We start from the raw sequence: 22,231 nt of genomic DNA on the forward strand, positions 1-22,231 counted from the left end.
CGCCATACAGGCGGCGCGCCTCGGCCGCGACCGACCACGACCATTCCTTGCTCAACGGCAGCGCCCAGGTCGCGCCCAGGCCGATGCTTTCCAGGCCGCCCTTGGGGTTGTAGCGGCGGTAGCCCGAGTTGGCCGACTGGCGATCGCTCACGCCGTACCAGGTGCGCATGTAGTTGCCGTCGCCGAAGTTGCTGCTCAGCGCCAGCGAGATCGCGCCCGCCGAACCTTCGTACACCGTGGTGCTGGCGCCCAGGTTGAACAGCGTGTAGGCGCTGCCCACGTCCCGGTCGTCGCCCTTCTTGAATGCGTGCGCCACCGTGGCCGACAGCGTCACCGGGCCCAGCTGCGTCTCGGCATCCATGCCGATCTGCGCGCGGCTCTTGATGTCGCCCATGCCGCGCAGCTTGTTCGAGCCCTCGAATCCCTTCTTGTGGTCCTTGCGCGAGGCGCTGGGCGCGACGTAGAAGCGGAAAGTGCTGCTGAGCGCCTGCGTCTCCCAGCCCAGGCCGTGGGCCGTGTCCAGGAAGAAGCCGCCCGGGCTGCGGATGCCCAGGCCGAAGATCGGCAGGGCCGAGCTCTCGTCGCTGCCGCTGTAGCGCGGCGCGTAGCCGACGCCCAGCGTGCCGTAGAACTTCCACTCCTCGGCCGGCTTCTCGGCGCCGGTGGCGACCTCGATGCCGCGCGAGCTGGCGCCGCGAGAACCGTAGACCGAATTGTCGGCGACCTGCTGGCCGCCCGCGGCGAACGACAACACCGGCAGGCTGGCCAGCAAACACGCCGCGCCGGCGCGGCGCTGCATCAGGGACAAAGAGAGATTTCGCTTCATAAAAACATCCGGGAAACGAGGTTGAGGGGAAAACAGGGCCACGCCGCGGCTGCCGCGGCGCATGCCTACTCTTGCGCCACGCCCTTGGCCTGGCGCATCAGGTTCATGGCGAGGGTCGAGACCGAGGCCACCAGCGGCTCGGCGCTGTCGGCATTGCTCATCACCAGCACCGCCAGCTTCTCGCGCGGCGCCAGCAGCCAGCGGGCATGGAAGGCTTCGGTTGCACCACTGTGGTCGCGCAGCGCGTCGCCGGCGATGTAGTCGGCATCGCAGGGCGCCGCCAGCCACGACAGCGCCAGGCGGCACTCCAGGTCCATGCCGTTGGCCACCGTCTCCAGGTTGAGCAGCGTGAGCGCGGATTCGTCGTTGAGGATGCGGCGCCCCTGGTAGGTGCCGCCGCCGAACAGCATGCTGGAGAAACGCGCCATCTCGGCGGAACTGGCCCACAGGCCTTCCGCGGCCTCGTTCGGCTGCGGCTGTTCGACCCACGGGATGCCGCGGCGGTAGCCGGCCGCGCGCAGTTCACGCGCGTCGTCGCCGGCGGCCGCCAGCCGGAAGCCGGCGCGCGAGATGTTCAGCGGCTGCAGCAGCGTGCGGCGCACGTAGGCGTCGAAGGGCTCGTCGGCGGCGTGCGCCACCATGTCGCCGAGCATGGCGTAGCCCATGTCGGCGCGGGCCCGGCCCATGGTGTCTTCCAGCGTGTCGGGACGCAATGCCAGCAGGCGGCGGACGGTGAAGGGATAGGTGTCCATCCAGTGCATGGCGGCGCGGCGCGGCTCCAGCGCCGATTGCGGCAGCGCCTGGGTGGCGGGGATGTCCAGCGACAGGCGGCCGTCGTCGGCGGCGCGCAGCACGCCCGCGGCGGTCACGACCTTGGAGATGGCGCCTACCCGGTAGAGCGTGTCGCCGGTGGCGTTGCGATGGCGCGCCGAATCGGCATAGCCGAAGCCGCTGCTCCAGACCGTGCGCTGGTCATCGACGATGGCGATCGACAGGCCCGGCACCCGCTGCGCGTCCAGGTCATAGGCAATGCGCTGCTTCAGGTACGCCACTACCGCCGGATAGTCGCCGCGGGCGATGGTCGGCGGCGCGGCCGGGGCCCCGCCCTGGCAACCGCCGGCGGCGATCAGGAGCATGGCGACGGCGACCAGGCGGGCGAGCGAAAACATGACGAACAGGCAACCCTCTTTTGAGAACTGCCGTCATGCTAGACAGGGACGCGTCCCCGATCTTTCCCGCTTTGTATGGAGTTTGTGAAGATTGGAAGGACAGATTGTTAAGTTTGTTAAAGGCGGGCCGGATCGATGCGGCGCGCCCCTGTCCCCGGCCTCAGGCCGCCTTCCAGCTGATGATGAAACGGGCCCCGCCCAAGGGGCTGTCGGTGGCCTCGGCGGTGCCGTTGTGCCAGCGCGCCACGCGGCTGACGATGGCCAGCCCCAGCCCGGTGCCGCCGGTGCCGCGGTCGCGGCTCTCGTCCAGGCGGATGAAGGGCTCGAAAATGCGTTCGCGGTCGGCCTGCGGGATGCCCGGGCCGTCGTCGTCGACCATCAGCACATACTCGCGCGGCGCGGGCGACACCAGGCTGACCTGGACCCGGCCGCCGGCGTAGCGGATGGCGTTCTGCAGCAGGTTCAGCAGCGCCCGCGTCATGTAGCGCTGGTGCAGGTGGACCTCGCGCACCTGGCACAGCACCACCTCGCAGCGCACGCCGGACTGGTCGGCCTCGAAGCCCGCGTGCTGCACCACCGAATCGAGCCAGCTGCGGGCGTCCTGCGGCTGCAGCGCGACGCCATCGCCCTTGTGTTCCAGGCGCGCGTACATCAGCAGCTCGGACGCCATGCTGTCGAGCTCGGCGACGTCGCTCTTCATGTCGTCGATCAGGCGCTTGCGCTCGGCCGGCTCGTCGGCGCGGCCGATCATGTCGAGCTCGAAGGACAGGCGCGCGATCGGCGTGCGCAGCTCGTGCGAAACGGCGTTGGTCAGCTCGCGCTGGTTGCCGATCAGCGCCGCGATGCGCTCGGACATCAGGTTGAAGGTATCGCCCAGGTTGCCGATGCTGGAATGCCGCGACAGCCGCGCGCGGGCCTCCAGGTCGCCCTGCCCCATGCGCAGGGCGGCGGTCTTGAGGGCTTCCAGGTCGCGCCAGATCGGCAGCGCCCACACCAGCATGAAGGCGCACAGCAGCAGGCCCAGCGCCGAATAGACCGCCGCCACCACCCACGGGCCGAACGACGGCTCGGGCGGCAGCTTGACCTCCAGCCACTGGTGGTCGGGGCCGGGAATCGCGGCCACGAAGGTCTGCATCTTGTCGCGGATGAAGAAGTCGCCGCGGGCGACGATGCGCCGTTCGCTGTCGCTGGCGTTGTAGTCCGACGCATTGAAGACGCGCAGGCCCAGGCCATAGTAGGGCTTGAGCTGCTTTTCGATGTAAGCCGCGCGCGCGCCCGGCTCGACCTTCGACAGTTCCAGCACCAGGGAATGGATCTGCCCGCGCACCGACTCGCGGGTATAGGCGTCGCTGACCGGCTCGAACAGGTAGTTGGCGGAACGGTCCACGACTTCGTTGGAAATCACGAAGCCGACCGCCAGCACCACGAAGAGCCGCAGGACGAATTTAATCATCGCCGTCCTCGTGCGCCTTGGGCGAGAACAGATAGCCCTTGCCCCACACGGTCTTGATGCGCGCCGGATCGCGCGGGTCATCGTCCAGCTTGCGGCGCAGCTTGCTGACGCAGACGTCGACGCTGCGGTCGAGTCCGTTGAGCTCGATGCCGCGCACCGCGTTGAGCAGGTCGTCGCGCGTCAGCACCTGGCCGGCCTGGCTGACCAGCGCCCACAGCATCTCGAATTCCATCGTGGTCAGGTCGACCTCGACGCCGCCGTGGATCACCGCCCGGGTGCGCCGGTCGATGACCAGCGGCCCGAACTCCAGGCGCTCCGGCGGTTCCTCGAGCTGGCTGTGACGCCGCAACAGCGCCCGGATGCGGGCCAGCAGCACGCGCGGCTCGACCGGCTTGATGACGTAATCGTCCGCGCCCGATTCCAGGCCCAGGATCTGGTCCAGGTCGTCCTCGCGGGCGGTCAGCATCAGGATCGGCGCCGACGAGAAGGCGCGCAGGTCGCGGCAGACCTGCAGGCCGTCGCGCCCGGGCAGCATCAGGTCGAGGATGGTGATGGCCGGGTCGTGGCGGCGGAACGCCTCCACCGCATGGTCGCCGCGGTAGGCCTGGGCGACCTGGAACCCGTGTTGCTCCAGGAACTGCGCGATCAGGCGCGACAGCTTCGGATCGTCTTCGACTAGCAAGGCCTTGGTCATGGGGTGTCCGGACAGAAAAAGAGAGAGCGATTTCGCCGCATTCTACGCAAAACCGCGCGAGCGGCGTTCGACCGCGCCGGCGACGGCTCGGTTCCCGGCGGGCGGCGCCCACGAAAAAGCCGGGCGGGAAGACATCGCTTCCGGCCCGGCCGAGGGGTCTGGCGGATGGCGCATCCGGGCGGCTGGAAAGCCGCCCGGATGCGCGCCAAGTCCTTATTTATAAACGGACTTCGAGCCGTCCTTGTGCCACACGAAGACGTCGAACTGGAAGTTCGTCAGGTCGCCCTGCTTGTTCCAGGCCACCTTGCCGATGGGGGTGTCGAACGTGTTGGCGTGCAGGTACTTGGCGACCTTGGTCGGGTCTTCGCTGCCGGCGCCCTTGATGCCGTCGGCGATGACCTGGGTGGCGGTGTAGGCCGTCATCTGGAACGCGCCGCTGGCGTTGCGCTTCTTGGCGGCGAAGGCCTTGACGATCTCGGCGTTGGCGGCGTTCTGGGTGAAGTCAGCCGGCAGCGTCAGCAGCATGCCTTCGACGGCGTCGCCGGCGATGGCGTTGATGTCCGGGTTGCCCGTGCCTTCCGGACCCATCCACTTGGCCTTCACGCCCTGCTCGGCAGCCTGGCGCAGCAGCAGGCCCATTTCGGGGTGGTAGCCGCCGTAGTAGACGAAGTCCACGCCCTGGCTCTTGAGCTTGGTGATGACGGCCGAGTAGTCGCTGTCGCCGGCGTTGATGCCTTCGAAGATGGCGACGGGCACGCCGCCCTTTTCGAGGTCGTTCTTGACGGCGGTGGCGATGCCCTGGCCATACGACTGCTTGTCATGCAGCACGGCGGCCTTCTTGGGCTTGAGCTTGTCCAGGATGAACTTGGCGGCGGCGGGGCCTTGCTGGTCGTCGCGGCCGATGGTGCGGAAGATGAACTCGTAGTTCTTGCCGTCGGTCAGGGCCGGCGACGTGGCCGAGGGCGTGACCATGACCACGCCTTCGTTGTTGTAGATGTCGGCGGCGGCGATGGTGGCGCCCGAGCAGACGTGGCCCACGACGAAACCGATCTTGCTGTTGACCACGCGGTTGGCGGCGACCGGACCCTGCTTGGGTTCGCAGCCGTCGTCAATGACCACGGTTTCCAGCTTCTTGCCGTTGATGCCGCCGGCGGCGTTGATGCGTTCCACCGCGGTGTCGACGCCTTCACGGACCATGTCGCCGTACTGGGTGACCGCGCCGGTGGTGGGGCCCACCACGCCGATCTTGATGGTCTGCGCGTGCGCGCCGGCGCTGAACGCCAACCCCGCGGCGACGCCCAGGGCCGCGATGACCGGGGTCAGACGAAATGCTTGCTTCATGAGTGGACTCCCTTAATGGCTTGTAATCGTTGGTTTATGTACGGGCGGACGGCCGGAAAACGCGTTGGTCACGCCCCGTTACGTTGCATTAGCGCGGCAAGCATACACTGAAAAATAGCGGCTTTTGCAGGGGTTCCGGCCCGCCTTGGGCGAGGTTTCGATATTGCGGTGCCGCATCAGGGGCGCCGCCGCCCTTATGCCCGCCACCGTATATGCAAAAGCGGATTTATTCGTTTGCGTTACTAAGACGGCGCGGCATCATGGCCGCCATGAGACTCCAACCGATCATCGTCCCCGGATGGAAAGACTCCGGACCCGAACACTGGCAATCGCGCTGGGCGGCCCTGTTGCCGCACGCGGTGCGGGTGCAGCAGCGCGACTGGCAGAATCCGGTGAGCGCGGAATGGATATCCACCCTGGCCGGCCTGGTCGACCAGGCCCGCAGCCCGGTGCTGCTGGTCGCCCACAGCCTGGGCTGCCTGATCAGCGCGGCGCTGCCGGTGCCGCTGCGCGCCAAGGTCGCCGGCGCCCTGCTGGTGGCGCCGGCCGATGTCGAACGCCCCGACGCGCCGGACTGTCTGCGCGGCTTCGCGCCGATCCCGCGCCAATCGCTGCCGTTCCAGAGTGTGGTGGTGGCCAGCGACAACGACCCCTACTGTCGGCTGGAGCGCGCCCGCGCCTTTGCCGAGAACTGGGGCAGCCGCGTGGTGGTGATCCCCGGCGCCGGCCACATCAATGCCGACAGCGGCCTGGAAGACTGGCCGCAAGGCCTCAAGCTGTTCGGCGCGCTGCGCCGGCGCGCCTCGTGGCGCGTGTCGCCGCCGCCCGAGCGGATCGCGCCGATTCCCGAGCGGCCGCTGTCGCACCAGGCCTGACCCGTCGTTTCAGCCGCCGCAACCCGCGCCGGTGCGCGCTGCCGGCAGCGGCGTATCGCCGCTGGTGTTGCCCGCATGCTTGCGGATCCGGTCGGCCAGTTCCGCCGAGGGCTTCTCGTACCCATAGCAATACGGCGGCGTCGGCGCGGCCTCGGGACGGTAGTCCTGCAGCACGGGTTTCGCATCCCCCAGGTAGAGGTTGTCCTTCAGGCGCAGGAACGCCTTGAAGTCGCGCGTATAGCCGTGCACCGCCTTCAAGTCCTGGTAGGCGCCCTCGTCCGACGCCCCGTTGTCCAGCGCGCTGCGCTTGGCGGCCGTGGGGATATAGCGGCAATAGTTCACCTTCACCCCTTCCACCGTGGGAAAGAATTCCGGCTCCACGCATTGGCGCTTGGCGTCATTGTTGAAGATGTTGCCTTCCACCAGCGCCTTGGCCTCCAGGCTGAAACTCATGCCGTAGAAATCCCAGTTCTCCAGCAGGTTGTTGAACAGGTGGAACGTGCCGAATTGCCCGCGGGGATTGCGCTGCACGGTGTTGAAGAAATAATTGTGGTGCAGCGTCACGCGCGCGATGGAATCCCGTTCGTAGTTCGCGAACAGGTTCTTCGAGGTGATGTTGTTGAGCAGCATGACCTTGTTCGAATTGTGGAACTTGGTCCACGAGATCGTGACGTCGGTGGAGCCGTTCTTCACGTTCAGCAGCCGGTCGGACATGCGTGACAGGTCCATGTGGTCCACCCACACGTCGCGGCTGTCGTTGGCGATGTTCACGGCCTGCGTCAGCCGGTTCAGGCGGCCGTCGATGGTCAGGTGCGTAAGGATGACGTTCTTGCTGCCATACACGCCCAGCCCGTCGTCGATCAGGGCCACGTGCTTGCCGCGGCCGTCGATCGTGGTGTTCGACGGCACCCGCAGCTGCGAGTCCAGCACGATCGTCATGTCCGAGGCGAAGCGGATCCAGGTCGGTCCCTTCTTGGCCTGCGCCAGCGCCGCGCGCAGCGTGCCCGGTCCGGCGTCCTGGTCGGAGGTGACCTCGATGAACTTGCCGCCCAGGCCGCCCGTGGCGCGGGCGCCATAGCCTTCGCGCTGCTGCAGCAGTTCGGAAACGAAGGGGCAGCGTTCGTCCGGACTGGCGCAGGATTCACTGGCGGCGGCCGCGCCGCCATACAGCATGGCCGCCACGAGCATGCCCACCCCGGGCAGCCAGGCCGGCGCGCCCGGCAGCCCGCGCCCGGCCTGCCCGCCGCGCTTGCGGCGCGGCGCCCTGCCCGTCGCCGCTTCCGTTGTATTCGTTCCTGCTTTCATGGACATTCACTCCCTAACCCTGCGCGGACCGATCCGCGGCCTGCACGTGGCGCCAGATGCCGCCGCTCAGGCGCAGGTTCTCCGGCGGGCCGGCCACATGCGCCCGCAGGTGCTTGAAATACGCCTCCTGCCAACGCCGCGCGTACGCGTCGGCATCCTCGCCCGGTTCCACGGCGGGCAGCATCTCCAGCGTGTAGGCCACCCGGCCGTTCTCCCAGCGCGGGGTGTAGAACACCGACGGCACGCCCTGGCGGTGCGCCAGGTGCGCGGCGAAGCTGGAATAGGTCACCGCCTGCCCCTCGAAGACGCTGCGCGGCGCGGCGGGGTTGGCGGCGCCATCCACGGCCAGGCACAGCACATTGCCCGCGGCCAGCGCGCGCATGCAGGCCTTGGCGACCTGCGCCTCGGTCTGGTCGGCGGTGGAAATCAGGGCGGCGGCGTAGCTGCTCTGGGCGATGCTGGGCGCGGTCGCCAGCCAGCGCGAAGGAATGCCCAGCAGTTCCAGCGCCATCAAGCCGGCATACATGGGCCCCACGTGCGCCGTGGCCACCACCACGCCCCGGCCGGCGGCCAGCAGCGGCGCGAAGAAACGCTCGCCGGTGTCCAGTTCGCCCAGCACCTGCATGGCCTCCTCGACGCTGTCCTCGCGGCATTCGAGCCAGTCGAACAGCAGGTGGTCCACCAGATGGCCCCAGCGCGCGCGCCGCTCCCATTGCGCGCGGTCGGCCGTGGCGTCGCCCCGCATCGACCAGGCCCAGTCCAGGCGGGCCTGCGGGATCGGCGCGGTGTCCAGCTTCTGGTCCAGTTGATCCAGGGCCTGCTGGAAGGTCGGCGGCAGCGCGTCGCCGCGTTGCGCGACGTAGCGCGCGAACAGGCTCTCGGCCTCCTGCTTGCGGCCCGCCTGAGACAGCGCACCGATGGCGGCGCGCTGCCAGAGCCGCTTGTCGGGGGACTTCTCGACCAGGTGCAGCATCTGGTCTGCGGCCTCCTCGTATTGCAGCGTGTAGCGCAACGCGCGGGCGTACAGGGCGCGGGTCTGCTCCAGCTCCGGCGCCAGCTCCATGGCCTGGCGCAACGGCGCCACGGCCTCCTTGTAGCGGCCGGCGCGCAGCAGGGTTTCTCCATGCAGTGTCAACAGCCGCACGTCGGCCGGCGCCGCGTTCAGCCCCGCCTCGAAGTGCGCCGGGGCATGCACCTTGCGGTCGTCGTCGGTGGCGCGCCGCAGGTGCGCCAGCCCCAGCGATGCGCGCAGCGCCGGAGCATCGTGGCCTGCGTCCAGCGCCCCGTTGCCCAGCAGGATCGCCGCCTCGACCCGGTCATCGTCGAGCAACGCGCGCACGGCGACCGTCGCCACGCGCGCGTTCGGCAGATCCGCCGGCTGCAAGGCCATGGCGATGCCGGCGGCATCAGCCGCGTCGCCGTTGCGCGCATGGGCCAGCATCCACCAATGCGCGTCGCCCGGATTGGCGCGCGCCTGGGCGGCGGTCTGGCGCGCGACCTCGGCGGCCTGCGCGATGCGTCCGGCCTGCACCCGCAGCTGGATCCGCGCGGCCTGCAGCGCGCCGCTATCGGGCGCAATGGCGGCGGCGGCGTCCGCCTGCTCGATGGCGCGGTCCCATTGCTCGGTGCGGCCCAGCAGGCTGGCAAGCAGGCGGCGGTCATCGGTACGCGCCGGATAGGTCTGAACCAGCTGCTCCAGCGCGGCGATCGCCGGCGCCAGCCGGCCCACCTTCACGAACGGCGACACCAGCAGGCGGCGCGCGTCGCGCCAGCCCTCTTCCACCCGCGCCAGCGCCGGCCCGAGCCCGGCCATCGCCTGCAAGGGGTCGTCCGCCTCCAGGATCTGCTTGATGACCGCGCGCAGGCGGCTGACGCCATCGCTCGGCGCGGCATGGACAGCGGCCGGCGCGGCGGCGCCGGGGCGTTCAATCGTGGTATCAACCATGGCGCAATCCTCTCAGCAGGGCCATCGCCGCGCGCAGGACGAACATGAGCACGAAGCCCAGCGCCAGCGCCTGCAACAGCAGCACCCCCGTGCGCGGGCTGCTGGGCCGGTCGGTGGAAACCGGCTGCGCGATGATGGACAGGTAACGCTGCAGGCGCAGGGCGTCCGTCACGGCCTGCTGGTAGGACTGCTGCGCCAGCGTCAGATTCGAATCGGCGAAGGCCTGGGTATTGCGCAGCGCCTCGTACGATTTGAGTTGCTTCGCTTCCGTGTTGCCTTCGCCGCTCAGGCGCTGGCGCACGGCGGCGAGCCGTTTCTTCAAGGCCACGACCTGCGTTTCGGCCGGCTTGAGCATGAAGTGGTCCTTGTTGTTCAGCGCGCGGATCTTGTCCAGGTTGATCTGGGCGGTGCTCAGTTCCGCTTCCAGCTGGCTGGACAGGTTCAGCAGCATGGCCACCGTGGCCGTCGGGTCGATATTGCCGTGCGTGGTGCGCCATGTCGTCAGCGCCTCGCGCGCGCCCAGCGCCTTCTGCTCGGCCTGCTTGACCGACTCCTCGCTGACCCTCAGCTTGTCCGCCACGCCCTTTTCGTTCATGGAGCTGACGAAGTCTTCCGCCAGGCCGATCAGGGCCTTGGACAGGGTTTCCGCGTCTTCGGGCGAATAGGCGCGCACGCGCAGCACGTCGATCTGCTCCAGCGCGTTGAAGGAAACCTGCACCGAGGCCCGGTAGGCGCGATAGAGATCGTCCTCGCTCGAGTCCTCCGACAGATGGTTGGCCGGGTCCAGGCCGGTATTGAGCAGGTAATGGCGCAGGCCGACCTTCTTGTCCAGCTGCCGCATGCTGTCGCGCGACCTCAGGAAGTCGCTGACCGCCCAGCCGTCGACGAAGCCGCCGAGCATGCCGCCCGAGTTGCCCGTGGTGAGCAGGCTGGCCGCCATGGCGCCGCCGCCCTGCTGGCCGGACCCGGACTGCACGAAGAAGCGCGACTCGGCCTCATAGCGCGGCGTGGCGATGCAGAGCACGTAGACCAGCGCCAGCGCGACCGGAGCCACGACGATGAAGGCATTGATCCAGCGGCGGCAGCGACGGTCCTCCAGCGCCGATTGCCGCTCGCGGCGCCGGCGCTCGATCTCGGAGCCGCTCTCAGAAGCCGAGCTGGCCCTCGTCGAAGCCGCCGAAAACGTCGTCGCCTGTTCCGGATTCGCTTCGTGATCGTCGCGGGGGGAACTTGCTGATGCACTGGTCGAGGTCGTCTTCGATGCGGAGTGCGCTTCGTTCATAAATCAGGCCCTTCAGGCAATAGTCCGCCAATTGATTCTGGCGGTAACTGGAAAGAATGAGCGTCCTGCCGATCAGCCGTTCTTCGAACAGCGCCAGCCAGAGACGGGTGAAGCGGCAGGGTTCGAAGGGAATGGCCCCTTCGATCACGTAGACGTCGAACGCCGGCGCCAGGGCCAGCGCGAACGAAAACTCCTGCCGCGCAAACAGCGGCCAATGCTCCATCGGCCGGGACAGGCTCTTGGGGTCGGTGATCAGGTCGGCCACCAGTTCATAGGTGGCGTCGGCATCGAGCTCGTACATCTGGCTCACCAGCTCGATCATGTTCAGGCCGCTGGCCTTGCCGCGGATGAAGCCCTGCCGGCCGATCGCCCAGGAGACGTTGCCGTCGTGCTGGACGAATCCCTGGCGCGGCGGCCGCAGGCCGCACAGCAGGTCGATGATCTGGCGGTGCAGCTCCGGCGCGGGCGACAGCAAGGCGTAGCGCCCGACGGGAATGTCGAGGTGGGCCTGCGCCAGCAGCGCCTGCCGGTTGCCGAAGGCCAGCGGTTCATCCGTCACGCCATTGAGATGAATCATCGTCGTTCCTCACATGGGCTGGATATTGGGACGGGCCAGCCGCTCGGCCGCCAGGGCGACCGCCATCAGGAAAACCAGGCTGGTCAGGAAGTACCCCAGGCTCGCGTCCTGCGACGTGTAGGCGTCGAAGTAGGCCGAGCGCAACAACTGCATGCCATGCGAGAACGGCAGCCACAGCATCCAGGGCCGCAATTGCTCGGGCAGCTGCTCCGAGACGAAGAAAACCCCCGAGAAAATCTGCAGGAAGCGCTCGATCACGGGCGCCAGCCGCAGGAAGAAGTGCCAGAAGGTCGCGATCGCGCCGAACAGCAGGCCCATCGCCGCGGCGCAGCACGCCATCAGCACCACGTACAGCATGAATCCCGGCCAGCTCCTGGGCAGCGTGATGAGATCGAGCGCATGGCCGGCGGTGATCAGCACCACGAACACCACCAGGTACACCGACACGTACAGCAGCGCCTGCACCAGCGCGCACATCAACGACGACACACCCTGGAAATTCAACAGGCCGCGCGCCGATACGTAGGCCGTGCTGCTCCGGAAGATGATCTGCCGGAACATGATCCAGGTCGTCGCGCCCAGCAGCGAGAAGGTCTGCACGTCCATCCCCAGGATGTAGTGCGTGCCCATCAGGATGTAGAGCGACGAAATCAGCGTCAGCAGCACGACCGGACCCACGAACGCCCACAACAGGGCGATCCGGCTTTCGCCATGCATCACATGCAGCTGGTAGACGAACAGCGCCAGCAGCGTGCGTCCGCCCGGCCAGCCGCGGCCGGCGATGTGCGGACGATGCCCGGCATGCAGTCCGCGCACCCGCTCCCGCAGGATCTCCAGGTCGCCGGCCTCGCCCGCGGGCAGTTCCATCTCCAGCGCGATATCGTTGCGCGAGGCATGGCGGCGCGCATCGCGCGCCTCGTCCTGCCTGCGCCGCTGCTCGCGCCGCTCCTGCGCCTGGGCCAGGCGCTGATCCTCGGCCACCAGCCGGGCGGGCATGTAGCCCGGCGCGAACACCTCGACGCCGGCGCGGATGTCCTGCTCCAGCAGGCGCACGATGATGCGCAGGCGCCGCCGCGAAAAGTCGGCCAGCGACTCATCGACCTTGGCGCGCGCGATTTCCGCGTCCAGCTCGGCCTGCACCGCCTCGTAGACCGCCCGCCGGGCGGCCACCGAGTCGTGCGGCTCGCCCTGCAGGCGCGCCAGCAAAGGCTTGAGCAGGACGGCCGGCTCAGCCTTGGCCTCGAACAGCGCGGCGGGGTCCAGGCGCCAGGCGGCGACGCCCGATCCCACCGCGTAACTGCTGTCCTTTCTCCGCGAACGCCAACCCTTGATCCGATCCTCGTTACTCATCGACACGCTACTGGCTGATGCCGCTGGAGGAGCCGGAGTTGGAGTCGATCGCCCGGGTGGCGCTGAAGCCGGCGCTCATGGTCACGCGGAACGCGGACAGCACCTTCTGCACCTGGGTGAACGGCGCGTCGGAGATATAGATCGCCTGGCCTTCCTTCACGGTGAATTCGCGGGCCAGCGCCACCTGTTCCGGGCGCGTGAGGTCGAACTGGTACACCACCGGCAGCAGGTCCGGCTTGCCCTCCACGCCCGCCTGCGCGGGCGTGAACAGGAACACCGAGCGCGGGTCCGCGGTCTGGTCATCCAGGCCCTTGGAGTCGGCCAGCGCGTCCAGCACGCTGTAGTTGCGCTTGCTGATGGCCACGCGGCCCTGGTTGCCGGCCGCGCCCAGCACGGTCAGGAACTCGCGCGATTCGTAGGCCGTGATGACATCGCCGGAGCGCAGCAGGATGTCGTTGTTCTGGTTGCGGTAGATGTCCGACAGGCGCACCGAGGCGACCTTGTTGTCGCGCCGCAGGCTGATGACGAGCTGCTCCGGATTGGTCTGCACCGGCGCCGCCTGCGCCAGCGCGCTGCTCAGCCGCTGGGAGGTCTGCGTGATCGGATACATGCCCGGCTTGGTCAGGTTGCCCTGCACCGTCACCATCTGCCCGCGGGCATCGGCCGCGCGCGTCACGCTGACATCGGCGCCAGCCACCAGCCGGCTCAGGCGCGCCACGATGGCGTCATGCAACTGCCCCAGCGTCATGCCGCCGGCCTTGAATTTGCCGAGGATGGGAAAGGACACATTGCCGTTGCGGTCCAGTTCCTGGTTGCCCAGGTCGCTCACGCCGGTCGGGTCCGCCGCGAACACCCCCAGCCCGCCGCGCTCCCACACCTTCACATTGATGCCATCGCCCGGCACCAGGCTGTCGAAGCCGGCCTGGGTCAGGTCGCGGTAGGGCACGGGAAAATCGGAGACCTCGGGCACCCGGCTCGCGCGCGCGAGTTCGCGCGACGCGGGCATCACGACGACATCCTTGGCGTCGTGGGCGCCTGTCATCTCGCCCAACATGGGGCCGGAGCGCGGCAGCTGGCAGCCGCTGAGCATCAGTACGGTAATCAGCAGCAGGGCCGGCGCCGCAATGCGGCGCGGACCCGCCGCCGGGGCGGTCATTTGCATAACTTCCTTTATCTTCAGGACCAGGATGGGACTGGCGGACGCTCAGGCCTGCATGAGACGCATGGGGGGCAGCTCCATGCTCGCGTCGTTCTCCGACTCGGGCATGAGCGGCATGCACAGGCTCAGGAACTTGCCCAGCATCGCCTCCAGCGAAAACAAGGTCTGCGCCCGCTCGCGGCTCTGGGCTTTGAGGCCCTGGTCGGCGCGCACCCGGTCCACGATCGACGCGACCTTGTCGCAGGCTTCATGCAGGTCGGGGTGCTCGACGTCGCCCAGCAGGTGCCCGGTCTGGTCTTCCTCGAAGCACTCGCCCGCGCCGCCGGCCGGCGTCGACACGACCGGCACGCCCAGCAGCTGGGCTTCGATCAGCACATTGGGCAGGCCCTCGTAGCGCGACAGCAGGACCTTGGCGTCCATTTGCGAATACCAGTAGCCCACGTGATTCGACAAGCCGACCAGCAGCAGCCGGTCCATCACGCACAGGTCTTCCGCCAACGCCACGATGTTGTCGTGCAGCCGGCCATCGCCGACGATGACGAAGCGCGCCTGCGGACGCTGTTTCAGGTACAGCGCCGCGAGCTTGATCCACAGTTGCGGCCGCTTGTCCGGCTCCAGGCGGAACACGCCGCCGATGGTTTCCGTGGCGTCGGCCGTGCTCTCCTGGAAGGCCTGCCACTTTTCCTTGTCCGTCTGCGCGGCATCGGTGGCCAGGTCCGGCACGCCGTTGTACAGCACGTGGAAGCGCACGATGGGGATGCCGAGCCATTCCGCGTAGGCCTCGGCCGCCTTGCGGCTGTTGCTGACGAAATGCACGCCAGGCACCTGGGCCAGGGCCTGGTACAGCTCGGGATACTCTTCGCGGAAGCGGTCCTTGCGGATGTTCGGCGGCAGGCCGCGGAACACCAGGTGGATGGTCGGCGCGCCGGCCAGCAGCGCCGCCAGGGCGCCGAACAGGCACGTGCCGTCCTGCCACAGGCTCACCACGTCGAAGGTGCTCGCGCGCAGGACCGGCGCCAGACGCGTCACGCCATAGTGGACCGGCGGCGGCAACTGCTCCAGCAGGCGGCCCAGGCTGCCGTCCGGCACGGATTGATGGGCCACCGAGATCGCGGGCAGCTTGTTGATTTCCGTGACCGGAATGCGCGCCTTGACCAGCACGGACAGGAAGAAATCCAGGCCCTGCTTCTTGCTGGAACCGGGCGGCTCGGTGTGCTGCTTGACCAGCACTTCCACTTTCTCCGGCTTCATCGGCGTATCGGCGGGGCGCGGGCTGGGCGTGTCCGCCATGCGGGCCAGTTCCCCGGCCAGCCGCGTCAGCTGGCGCTCGGCGCCGCCGGGCCCCAGGCTGCCCGTCACCAGCGCGACCGACACGGGCTTCTCGGGCGAGTATTCCGGGATCTGGCGATCGCGGAAATGCAGGATGGCGTGCTTCATCGACACGATCCTGATGTCCTGGCCGGCCAGCGAGGCCTCGGGCTCCAGCCGCTGATAGAACGCGTAGTCGCTGGCCAGGCCGTTGGCCAGCTCAGCCGCCTTGCTGCCCGGCGCCAGGTGCTTGGCCACGGGCGCGATGACGTCGAACGCATCCGCCAGCAGGCCGCGCTTGCGCAGCCGCTTGGCGAATTCGACGCGGATGTTGCGGTCCGTGTGCTGCAGGATCAGCCGGCGGAACAGTTCATCCGACTGTTCGTAGGCTCGGATATCGCTCAGCAGCTTGGCGCGGGCGAACAGCCGGGCCGGGTTTTCGGTGGACTCCGGCAGGTGCCGCTCGACCAGGGCCAGCGCGTCCTCGAGGTGGCGCTCCTTGACCAGGCGGGTGGCGCGATAGCGCACGATCTCCAGGTCATCGGGGCATTCGCGCAGCAGCGTGGCCCATTGCTCGGACATGCCCTCGTTCAGACCCGCCGCCTCTTTCAGCCTGAGCAGCAGGAAACGGACCTTGGAGTCGGCCATGTGGCCGCGCGCCAGCGCTTGCGCGTCCGCCAGATTGGCCTGCGCGACCTGGACCCGCACCGAGGCCGCCACGATTTCCTCCAGCCGGCCCTGGACCGCCTGGAGGTCGGACGACGCGGTGTTCTCGCGCTCGGTGATCAATGGCGGATTCATGCGGCCTTCCTGCGGTTGGCCTTGTCGATCCACACCAGGCAGCGCTGGATGTAGTGATCGAACTGGGCCGGATTGTCGGAACGCTCCTTGAGCGCGCGCCAGTAGGGCAAGGCCTGTTCGAAGCGGTGCAGGCGCATGGCGCCCACCGCGGCCAGGCGCAGGCCGATGGGATCGTCGGAGACCAGCTGCAGGATGCGCTCGCCCAGCGCCAGGCGTTCGGTGGTGCTGGACGATTCCAGCGCGCGCGCCTCGGCGTACAGCACGGCCAGGATGCGGCGCTTCTCGTGGTCGACTTCCGGCATCCCCGGCCACGACCGCGCGACACGGTCCAGCAGGTTCCAGGCCGCCTTGGGGTCGCCGGCCGACAGGATTTCGCGGGCGCCGCGGATGGCGCGCGGTCCGAGCCTGCCGAGCTGGCGCTCGGCCTCGTCGCGGGCGCTCTGGTCGGCCGACGCGTGCGCCAGGACCATCTTGTAGGCGTCGATGGCCTCGCCGAACCAGCCGCCATTGAACGCGACACGGGCAAAGTGCAATTGCGTGCTGAACGGCGCCGACTCGTTGGCGGCGGCCTGTTCCAGGTGGCGCATGGCGGTCTGCTTGTCGCCCAGCGCATCGGCCGCGCGGCCGCGCATGGCGTGCAGTTCGGGGAATTCGACCTGGGTGTCGAGCGCGATGTCGGTCAGGTCGATCACTTCCTTGTGGTTGCCCGCCACCAGCGCGGCCCGCACGCCCAGGCGCATGGCGCGTTCAAAGGCGCGCTGCGCCCGCACCCCGGCCAGGGCATCGGGATTGAGCAGGCGATGCGCGCAGATGCGCTCGGCGGCATCGCGCAGACGGCCCTCCTCCAGCGCCTGCGCGCCCTCCTCGGCCCACGCCGCGGACTGCGTGCTCAGCCACGCCGAAATGTCTTCCTGCTCGCTGTCGGCCAGTTTGCACGACACGGCCAACGCGGCCGCGGCCATGATGCAGCCACGCCACGTAGCTTCCTTGATCAGCTCCAGCGCCTCGACATCCTTGAGCGCGGGCGACTCGGACGCCAGCGCGCGCAGTCCGGCGCGGTCCCCGGCGATCAGCCGGTCGCGCCACAGCGTCGCGAAGCTGCGGCCATGCGACGGGATGGCGGCGCGCACTTCATGGATCCAGCGCAGGGCGGCATCCATGTCGCTGCCCGCCTGCAGCAGCGACAGCACGGTGTCGGCCGCCTCGGTGGCGGTCGCGTCCTGCGGCGAGGAAATGCGGAACAGCTGCTTCCAGTTGCCCAGCGCCTCGTCCACGAAACCCAGGTGGCCGGCGGAGATCGCGGCGATGCGCACGATTTCCGGGGTCTCGATTTCGTCGCCCAGCAGGCCGGCGGCCAGCGAGTGCGCCACGTCATGGCGGCCCAGCTTGAACTGGTTGCGCATCAGGATCTGCTCGGCCTTGCTGCCGGTGGCCAGCGTGCCGTCCGCGCCGCCCAGCAGCGCCAGCGACCCTTCGTAGTCGCCCAGTTCTTCCTGGAAGCGCGCGAACAGCAGCGTGTGGTCGGGCAGGCCCGGATGACGGCGCAGCACGTCGCGCAGGCGGCGCGAGGCTTCGCGCAGGTCGCCCGAATCCCAGATCTTCTCGATGCGTTCGACGCCTTCGTCGGCGCTCAGCTTGGGCACCGACGGCTGCGGCGTGGAGGTGCTCATGCGCGGACGCACGAAAGTCTTGAACCACTCGGTGTACAGGCGCTCGGCGAACAGCGGCGTGTAGTGCGTCAGGTCCAGCCCGCCGTCTTCCATCGCGTCGGCCTGCCCGATCTTGTTCATCAGCGGCGTCGGGTCATAGCACGGCACGCCGATGCGCTGCGCGCTGGCGGTCACCGCGGCGATCAGTTGCGCCCGCTGTTCGATCGGCACATTGTCGGGCGTCATGGCATTGACGTGCGTGACGAACACGACCTTGTCCCGGCCCAGCAGGTCGACCAGCTCGTGCATCTGCTGTTCGATTTCCTCGTCCGTCTGTTCGCGCTTGACAATGCGGGCGAGCAGCTCGCGATTGTCCGCGGACAGGCTCTTGAAGACGGGATCCTGGTCCAGCCACGCGCGTCGCTCGGCAAGCCGTTCGTCGCTGGCCTGCGACCAGAACGCGCGGGTGCGCGCGCGGTCGGCGAAGAACTCGCTGAAGAAACGCACCAGGTAGTTCGACTGGATCGGGTAGCCGCCGACGGTCAGCAGCTTGCGCGAGGACAGCTCGACCATGTACAGGTCGGCCGGCTTGTGCGTGCCGCGGCGGGCCTGCTCGCCGTTCGACGGGCGGAAGATCACGCGCTGCACGTCGGTGGGAACCTCGGCCTGGCCGAACATGAAGCGGGCCTGCTGCAGCGCCTCGGCGCTGGTGTGCACGAAACCGTAATTGCGCCCGAGCTGTTGCTTGATCGGGTAACGTCCCACCGCGTCGCGCAGCGGGGTGTGAATGCGGCAGGTGCCAATCGGAGCGATGGTAAAGGCGGTCATTCCGGGCCTCTCCTGTGTTTGATGGGTTGCGGCGGGCCTGGACTCAGAGGGTCCAGTACAAGAGGCCGGACGGCAGACGGCGGCTGTCCAGCACGGACTTCAGGTCGCAGACCAGGCCGTCGGCCTTGACCAGTTGCGGCAGGTCTTCCCAGAGGGTGTCCATGGTTTCGCGGTGCGGCACGGCCAGGATCAGCACATCCAGGTCGCGGAACTGGTCGCGTTCCACCAGGCTGATGCCGTACTCGTGCCGCATCTGTTCGACGTCGACCATCGGGTCGCAGGCCACCGGCGTGATGCCGTAGTCGCCCAGCGCGCGGTACAGGTCGACCACCTTGGAATTGCGGATGTCCGGCACGTTTTCCTTGAACGTCATGCCCAGGATGCCGACCCGGGTCGCGGCGTTCAGGCGGCCGTTGCGGGCCAGGGTCTGCACCACGCGCGAGGCCACGTGGCTGGCCATGCCGTCGTTGATACGGCGGCCCGAAAGGATGACTTCGGGGTGGTAGCCCAGCTCCTGCGCCTTGGACGTCAGGTAGTACGGGTCCACGCCGATGCAGTGGCCGCCGACCAGGCCGGGCGTGAACTTGAGGAAATTCCACTTGGTGCCGGCGGCTTCCAGCACTTCGGCGGTGCGGATGCCGACCAGATCGCAGATCTTGGACATCTCGTTCATCAGCGCGATGTTGATGTCGCGCTGGGTGTTTTCGAGCACCTTGGCGGCTTCGGCCACCTTGATCGAGGAGGCGCGATGCACGCCCGCGTCGATGATCTGCTCATAGACGCCGGCGATGATCTCCAGCGATTCCGCGTCCTGGCCGGACACGATCTTGACGATCTTCTCCAGCGGATGCTCGCGGTCGCCCGGATTGATCCGTTCGGGGCTGTAGCCAAGCTTGAAGTCGACGCCGCAGCGCAGACCCGACACCTTTTCCAGTTCCGGCCCGCAGATTTCCTCGGTCGCGCCGGGGTGCACCGTCGATTCGAACACCACGATGCTGCCGGGGCGCAGCACCGGCCCGATCGAACGGCAGGCCCGCACCAGCAGGGAAAAATCGGGATTGTTCTTTTCGTCGACCGGCGTCGGCACGGCGACCACGAAGAAATCGCAGCCCTCCAGCTCGCTCACCTGATCGGTAAATTGCATGGGCGACGCCAGCAAGGCATCGCGCTCGATCTCGCCCGTCCAGTCCTCTCCCTGTTTCAGGCTCGTGATCCGCCGCTTGTCCACATCAAAGCCGACGACATCAAAACGCCTGGAAAATGCCACGGCCACGGGCAGGCCGACATATCCAAGACCGCATACTGCGATTCTCTTTACCACGGGGGACCTCACTGTTTTCGTCGTGTCGAATACATCAAAAAATCGACACCCAGGAACCAAATAATCGATGCGCAATCGAATCGCTTATTCGCGCCTGGGTGGACGTCACACTCAAAATTAATTACATCTCGATACCCCGGCATACCAGTGGGCAACGAGCCAACGAATCGTAGGCCGCGGCGGCAGCAAATTTTTTTCTAAAAGTTTTCGATGCTATGGAAATAAGTCGCCGAGGTCGTAATAAACGTGGGGAAATCCCTGAAATAATCTCTTTTTCCATACATATGGAAATAAATGAGACCTTTTGTCTTGTAAGAAATTATTTAAAGTCGTTTTCTTATCTTGATTTAATCAAACTGCAAGGAATGAGTATTCGCCCTGGGTATCTTTGGACGCTCCCGGGGAAAATGTCGTTATTGCAACTTCAAGTCACTGATCGCGTCCGGAATAACCAGAAAAATCGTGCTAGGCGTAAATCAGCACGCCCTCTTCCCTATTGACCGCGCATTCTGCGTCGTGGCATACGCGCGCGGCGCGAAAATCGCCCGGCGCGCCCGGGCGAGGCGAATCTGTCCTGATATTGAAATGACTTCCACCCATGACAGGCCGGTGGATTACACATTCCAACAAGTGCGGCACGGGACGAGCGCCCGTGCGCGGGCGTTCTAGCCGGTATCTCCTCCAGGGAGCGGCGCCCTCGCCTTCAGGCATGTCGGGTCGCGCCAGGGGCGCCCCGACATGCCTGGGTCTAGAAGCGGAGCTTCACACTCACCCCGCCCTGGGTGTCGCGATAGCCCTGGCTGCCATGGCGCTGCGTCACGTTCGCCGATATGCTCACGCGTTCGTTCAAGTCGCCCTCCACGCCCGCCAACATCTCGACCACGTTTTTGTTTCCCTGGACCAGGATGCGGGAGTCGTCCACGCTCACCCCATAGGGCCTGGGGGTGCGCACCCAGTTAACTTCCAGGAAGGTCTCGAACCCGCCGGCTTTTGCCGGATCTTGTGACGGCCGGCGGCTGGTCATGGAGAACCGCGCGCCCAGGCGGGTCTGCAGGTTGTCGCCGCCCACGCCCTTCACCGTCGTCCCGGTACGTTCCGTGTGCTCGCCGGCTTTCACGCCCGACCATATGAGTTGCGCCTGCGGCCGGACAGCGTATCGGTTCTCCCTGCCGCCGCTGGTGGTATGCGTGCCTGTCTCCAGCACATACCCCACTTCCACGGACCCGGTAACGCCCTGGCTCTTGTACTTCTCCGTGGCCAGGCCCTCGCCCTTGACCGTATTGTCGAACCGGTTGTAGAGCGCCCAGCTGTCCACGTACAGGCCGCTGCGCGCCGACGCGTCCTGGTACCAGGTCCCGTACAGGCCCGAGCTGTAGCCCACCACGTCACCGCGGGATTGGTACCCGGACAGACGGCTGCGGGTCTTGCTGCGGTGACTGCCGTAGCCAGCCATTACGCCCAACTGCCAAGCATCTTGGCCGCTGAAACTGCCCCCCCCGCGACCGATACCCCCAGCTGGAGCACATTCTGGTCCGCCGAGTACTGATTCTGCCCGTCCGACAGACTCCCACGGCTGTGCCCGGAGGTCATCCTGGCCCAGCCGTGACTATGGGCGCCCGTAACCGGGTCGACGGACTCCGCGCTCTGACGATCGCCCAGACTCAGGTCGAACAGCGTTCCCGCCGCGGCCAGATTGGTGGCGTAGCTGCCGATTTCCGGACGGTAGACATGAACCGTTCCACGACTGACTCCACCACTCGCGTGATCGTCATCCGGCATGCCTACGGGCTTGTCACCGGGCGGGACCCCCACCGGCTTGTCGGTAGGCGGAACCGCCGGCGTATCAACTGGCGGCACCACCACCGGCTTGTCGGCAGGCGGGACCACTGGCGTATCAACAGGCGGCACCCCTGGCTTGTCAGCAGGCGGAACCGCTGGTGCATCAACAGGCGGAACCACCACCGGCTTGTCGGTAGGCGGAACCGCCGGCGTATCAACTGGCGGCACCACCACCGGCTTGTCAGTAGGCGGAGCCGCTGGCGTATCAACAGGCGGCACCACCACCGGCTTGTCAGCAGGCGGAGCCGCTGGCGTATCAACAGACGGCACCACCACCGGCTTGTCCGCAGGTGGAACCACTGGCGCATCAACTGGCGGCACCCCCGGCTTGTCAGCAGGCGGAGCCGCTGGCGCATCAACTGGCGGCACCACCACCGGCTTGTCGGTAGGCGGAACCGTCGGCGTATCAACTGGCGGCACCACCACCGGCTTGTCGGCAGGCGGGACCACTGGCGCATCAACTGGCGGCACCCCCGGCTTGTCAGCAGGCGGAGCCGCTGGCGCATCAA

17 protein-coding genes are annotated in these 22,231 nt (G+C 67.5%); 1 reads left to right on the forward strand and 16 read right to left on the reverse strand.

The window, feature by feature from the left end:
• The 5 genes from AOZ49_RS17405 to AOZ49_RS17425 form a co-directional block, all read right to left on the reverse strand.
• Window positions 1–826, reverse strand: an 826-nt coding sequence (locus tag AOZ49_RS17405) for a MipA/OmpV family protein (protein WP_231690375.1), incomplete at its 3' end; no start/stop codon positions are given.
• Window positions 827–891: 65 nt separating this feature from the next.
• Window positions 892–1,995, reverse strand: a complete 1,104-nt coding sequence (locus AOZ49_RS17410) for a serine hydrolase domain-containing protein (protein WP_054476781.1) — start codon at window positions 1,993–1,995, stop codon at window positions 892–894.
• A gap of 160 nt (window positions 1,996–2,155) precedes the next feature.
• A complete protein-coding gene (locus tag AOZ49_RS17415; protein WP_054431440.1) occupies window positions 2,156–3,448 on the reverse strand; it encodes an ATP-binding protein in 1,293 nt (430 codons plus the stop codon).
• Window positions 3,441–4,142: a response regulator gene (locus tag AOZ49_RS17420; RefSeq protein ID WP_054476783.1), complete on the reverse strand. Its 702-nt coding sequence runs from the start codon at window positions 4,140–4,142 to the stop codon at window positions 3,441–3,443. The genes AOZ49_RS17415 and AOZ49_RS17420 overlap by 8 nt, the downstream gene beginning before the upstream one ends.
• Before the next feature lie 213 nt (window positions 4,143–4,355).
• Window positions 4,356–5,483, reverse strand: coding sequence for a branched-chain amino acid ABC transporter substrate-binding protein (locus AOZ49_RS17425; protein ID WP_054476785.1), 1,128 nt, complete (start codon window positions 5,481–5,483; stop codon window positions 4,356–4,358).
• A gap of 269 nt (window positions 5,484–5,752) precedes the next feature.
• Between AOZ49_RS17425 and AOZ49_RS17430 the strand changes: the two genes are divergently transcribed.
• Window positions 5,753–6,358, forward strand: coding sequence for an RBBP9/YdeN family alpha/beta hydrolase (locus AOZ49_RS17430; protein WP_054431464.1), 606 nt, complete (start codon window positions 5,753–5,755; stop codon window positions 6,356–6,358).
• A gap of 9 nt (window positions 6,359–6,367) precedes the next feature.
• Here the strand turns inward: AOZ49_RS17430 and AOZ49_RS17435 are convergent, their stop codons facing one another.
• The 11 genes from AOZ49_RS17435 to AOZ49_RS33840 all read right to left on the reverse strand — a co-directional run.
• Window positions 6,368–7,531 carry a pectate lyase family protein gene (locus AOZ49_RS17435; RefSeq protein ID WP_082380486.1) on the reverse strand — a complete coding sequence of 388 codons (1,164 nt, stop codon included), beginning with the start codon at window positions 7,529–7,531 and terminating at the stop codon, window positions 6,368–6,370.
• 145 nt (window positions 7,532–7,676) lie between these two features.
• A complete protein-coding gene (locus AOZ49_RS17440; RefSeq protein ID WP_054476787.1) occupies window positions 7,677–9,608 on the reverse strand; it encodes a Vi polysaccharide transport protein VexE in 1,932 nt (643 codons plus the stop codon).
• Entirely contained in the window at window positions 9,601–10,632 is a 1,032-nt protein-coding gene (locus AOZ49_RS17445; protein ID WP_054431462.1) for a KpsE/RkpR family capsule polysaccharide export protein, read from the reverse strand. Before AOZ49_RS17445 ends, AOZ49_RS17440 begins: the two co-directional genes overlap by 8 nt.
• A 121-nt stretch (window positions 10,633–10,753) precedes the next feature.
• On the reverse strand, window positions 10,754–11,467 hold the full coding sequence (locus tag AOZ49_RS17450) for a P-loop NTPase family protein (RefSeq protein ID WP_054431436.1): 714 nt from the start codon (window positions 11,465–11,467) through the stop codon (window positions 10,754–10,756).
• Between the two features lie 9 nt (window positions 11,468–11,476).
• Complete coding sequence (locus tag AOZ49_RS17455) at window positions 11,477–12,817, reverse strand: ABC transporter permease (protein WP_054476789.1); 1,341 nt, start codon at window positions 12,815–12,817, stop codon at window positions 11,477–11,479.
• A gap of 7 nt (window positions 12,818–12,824) precedes the next feature.
• A complete protein-coding gene (locus tag AOZ49_RS17460; RefSeq protein ID WP_369815816.1) occupies window positions 12,825–13,973 on the reverse strand; it encodes a polysaccharide biosynthesis/export family protein in 1,149 nt (382 codons plus the stop codon).
• A 48-nt stretch (window positions 13,974–14,021) separates the two neighbouring features.
• Window positions 14,022–16,085: a glycosyltransferase gene (locus tag AOZ49_RS17465; RefSeq protein ID WP_054476791.1), complete on the reverse strand. Its 2,064-nt coding sequence runs from the start codon at window positions 16,083–16,085 to the stop codon at window positions 14,022–14,024.
• A complete protein-coding gene (locus AOZ49_RS17470; protein WP_054476793.1) occupies window positions 16,082–18,562 on the reverse strand; it encodes a hypothetical protein in 2,481 nt (826 codons plus the stop codon). The genes AOZ49_RS17465 and AOZ49_RS17470 overlap by 4 nt, the downstream gene beginning before the upstream one ends.
• A gap of 43 nt (window positions 18,563–18,605) precedes the next feature.
• The gene (locus AOZ49_RS17475; RefSeq protein WP_054476795.1) at window positions 18,606–19,883 is read right to left on the reverse strand and encodes a nucleotide sugar dehydrogenase; all 1,278 of its coding nucleotides are present in this window, start codon (window positions 19,881–19,883) and stop codon (window positions 18,606–18,608) included.
• 748 nt (window positions 19,884–20,631) lie between these two features.
• Window positions 20,632–21,336 carry an autotransporter outer membrane beta-barrel domain-containing protein gene (locus tag AOZ49_RS17480; RefSeq protein WP_054476797.1) on the reverse strand — a complete coding sequence of 235 codons (705 nt, stop codon included), beginning with the start codon at window positions 21,334–21,336 and terminating at the stop codon, window positions 20,632–20,634.
• Window positions 21,336–22,231: autotransporter outer membrane beta-barrel domain-containing protein (locus tag AOZ49_RS33840; RefSeq protein WP_255353695.1), on the reverse strand; the 896-nt coding region annotated here is incomplete at its 5' end. The genes AOZ49_RS17480 and AOZ49_RS33840, both read right to left, overlap by 1 nt.

The organism is Achromobacter sp. 2789STDY5608615 (genome assembly GCF_001298995.1).
Classification (GTDB): Bacteria; Pseudomonadota; Gammaproteobacteria; order Burkholderiales; family Burkholderiaceae_B; genus Achromobacter; species Achromobacter insuavis.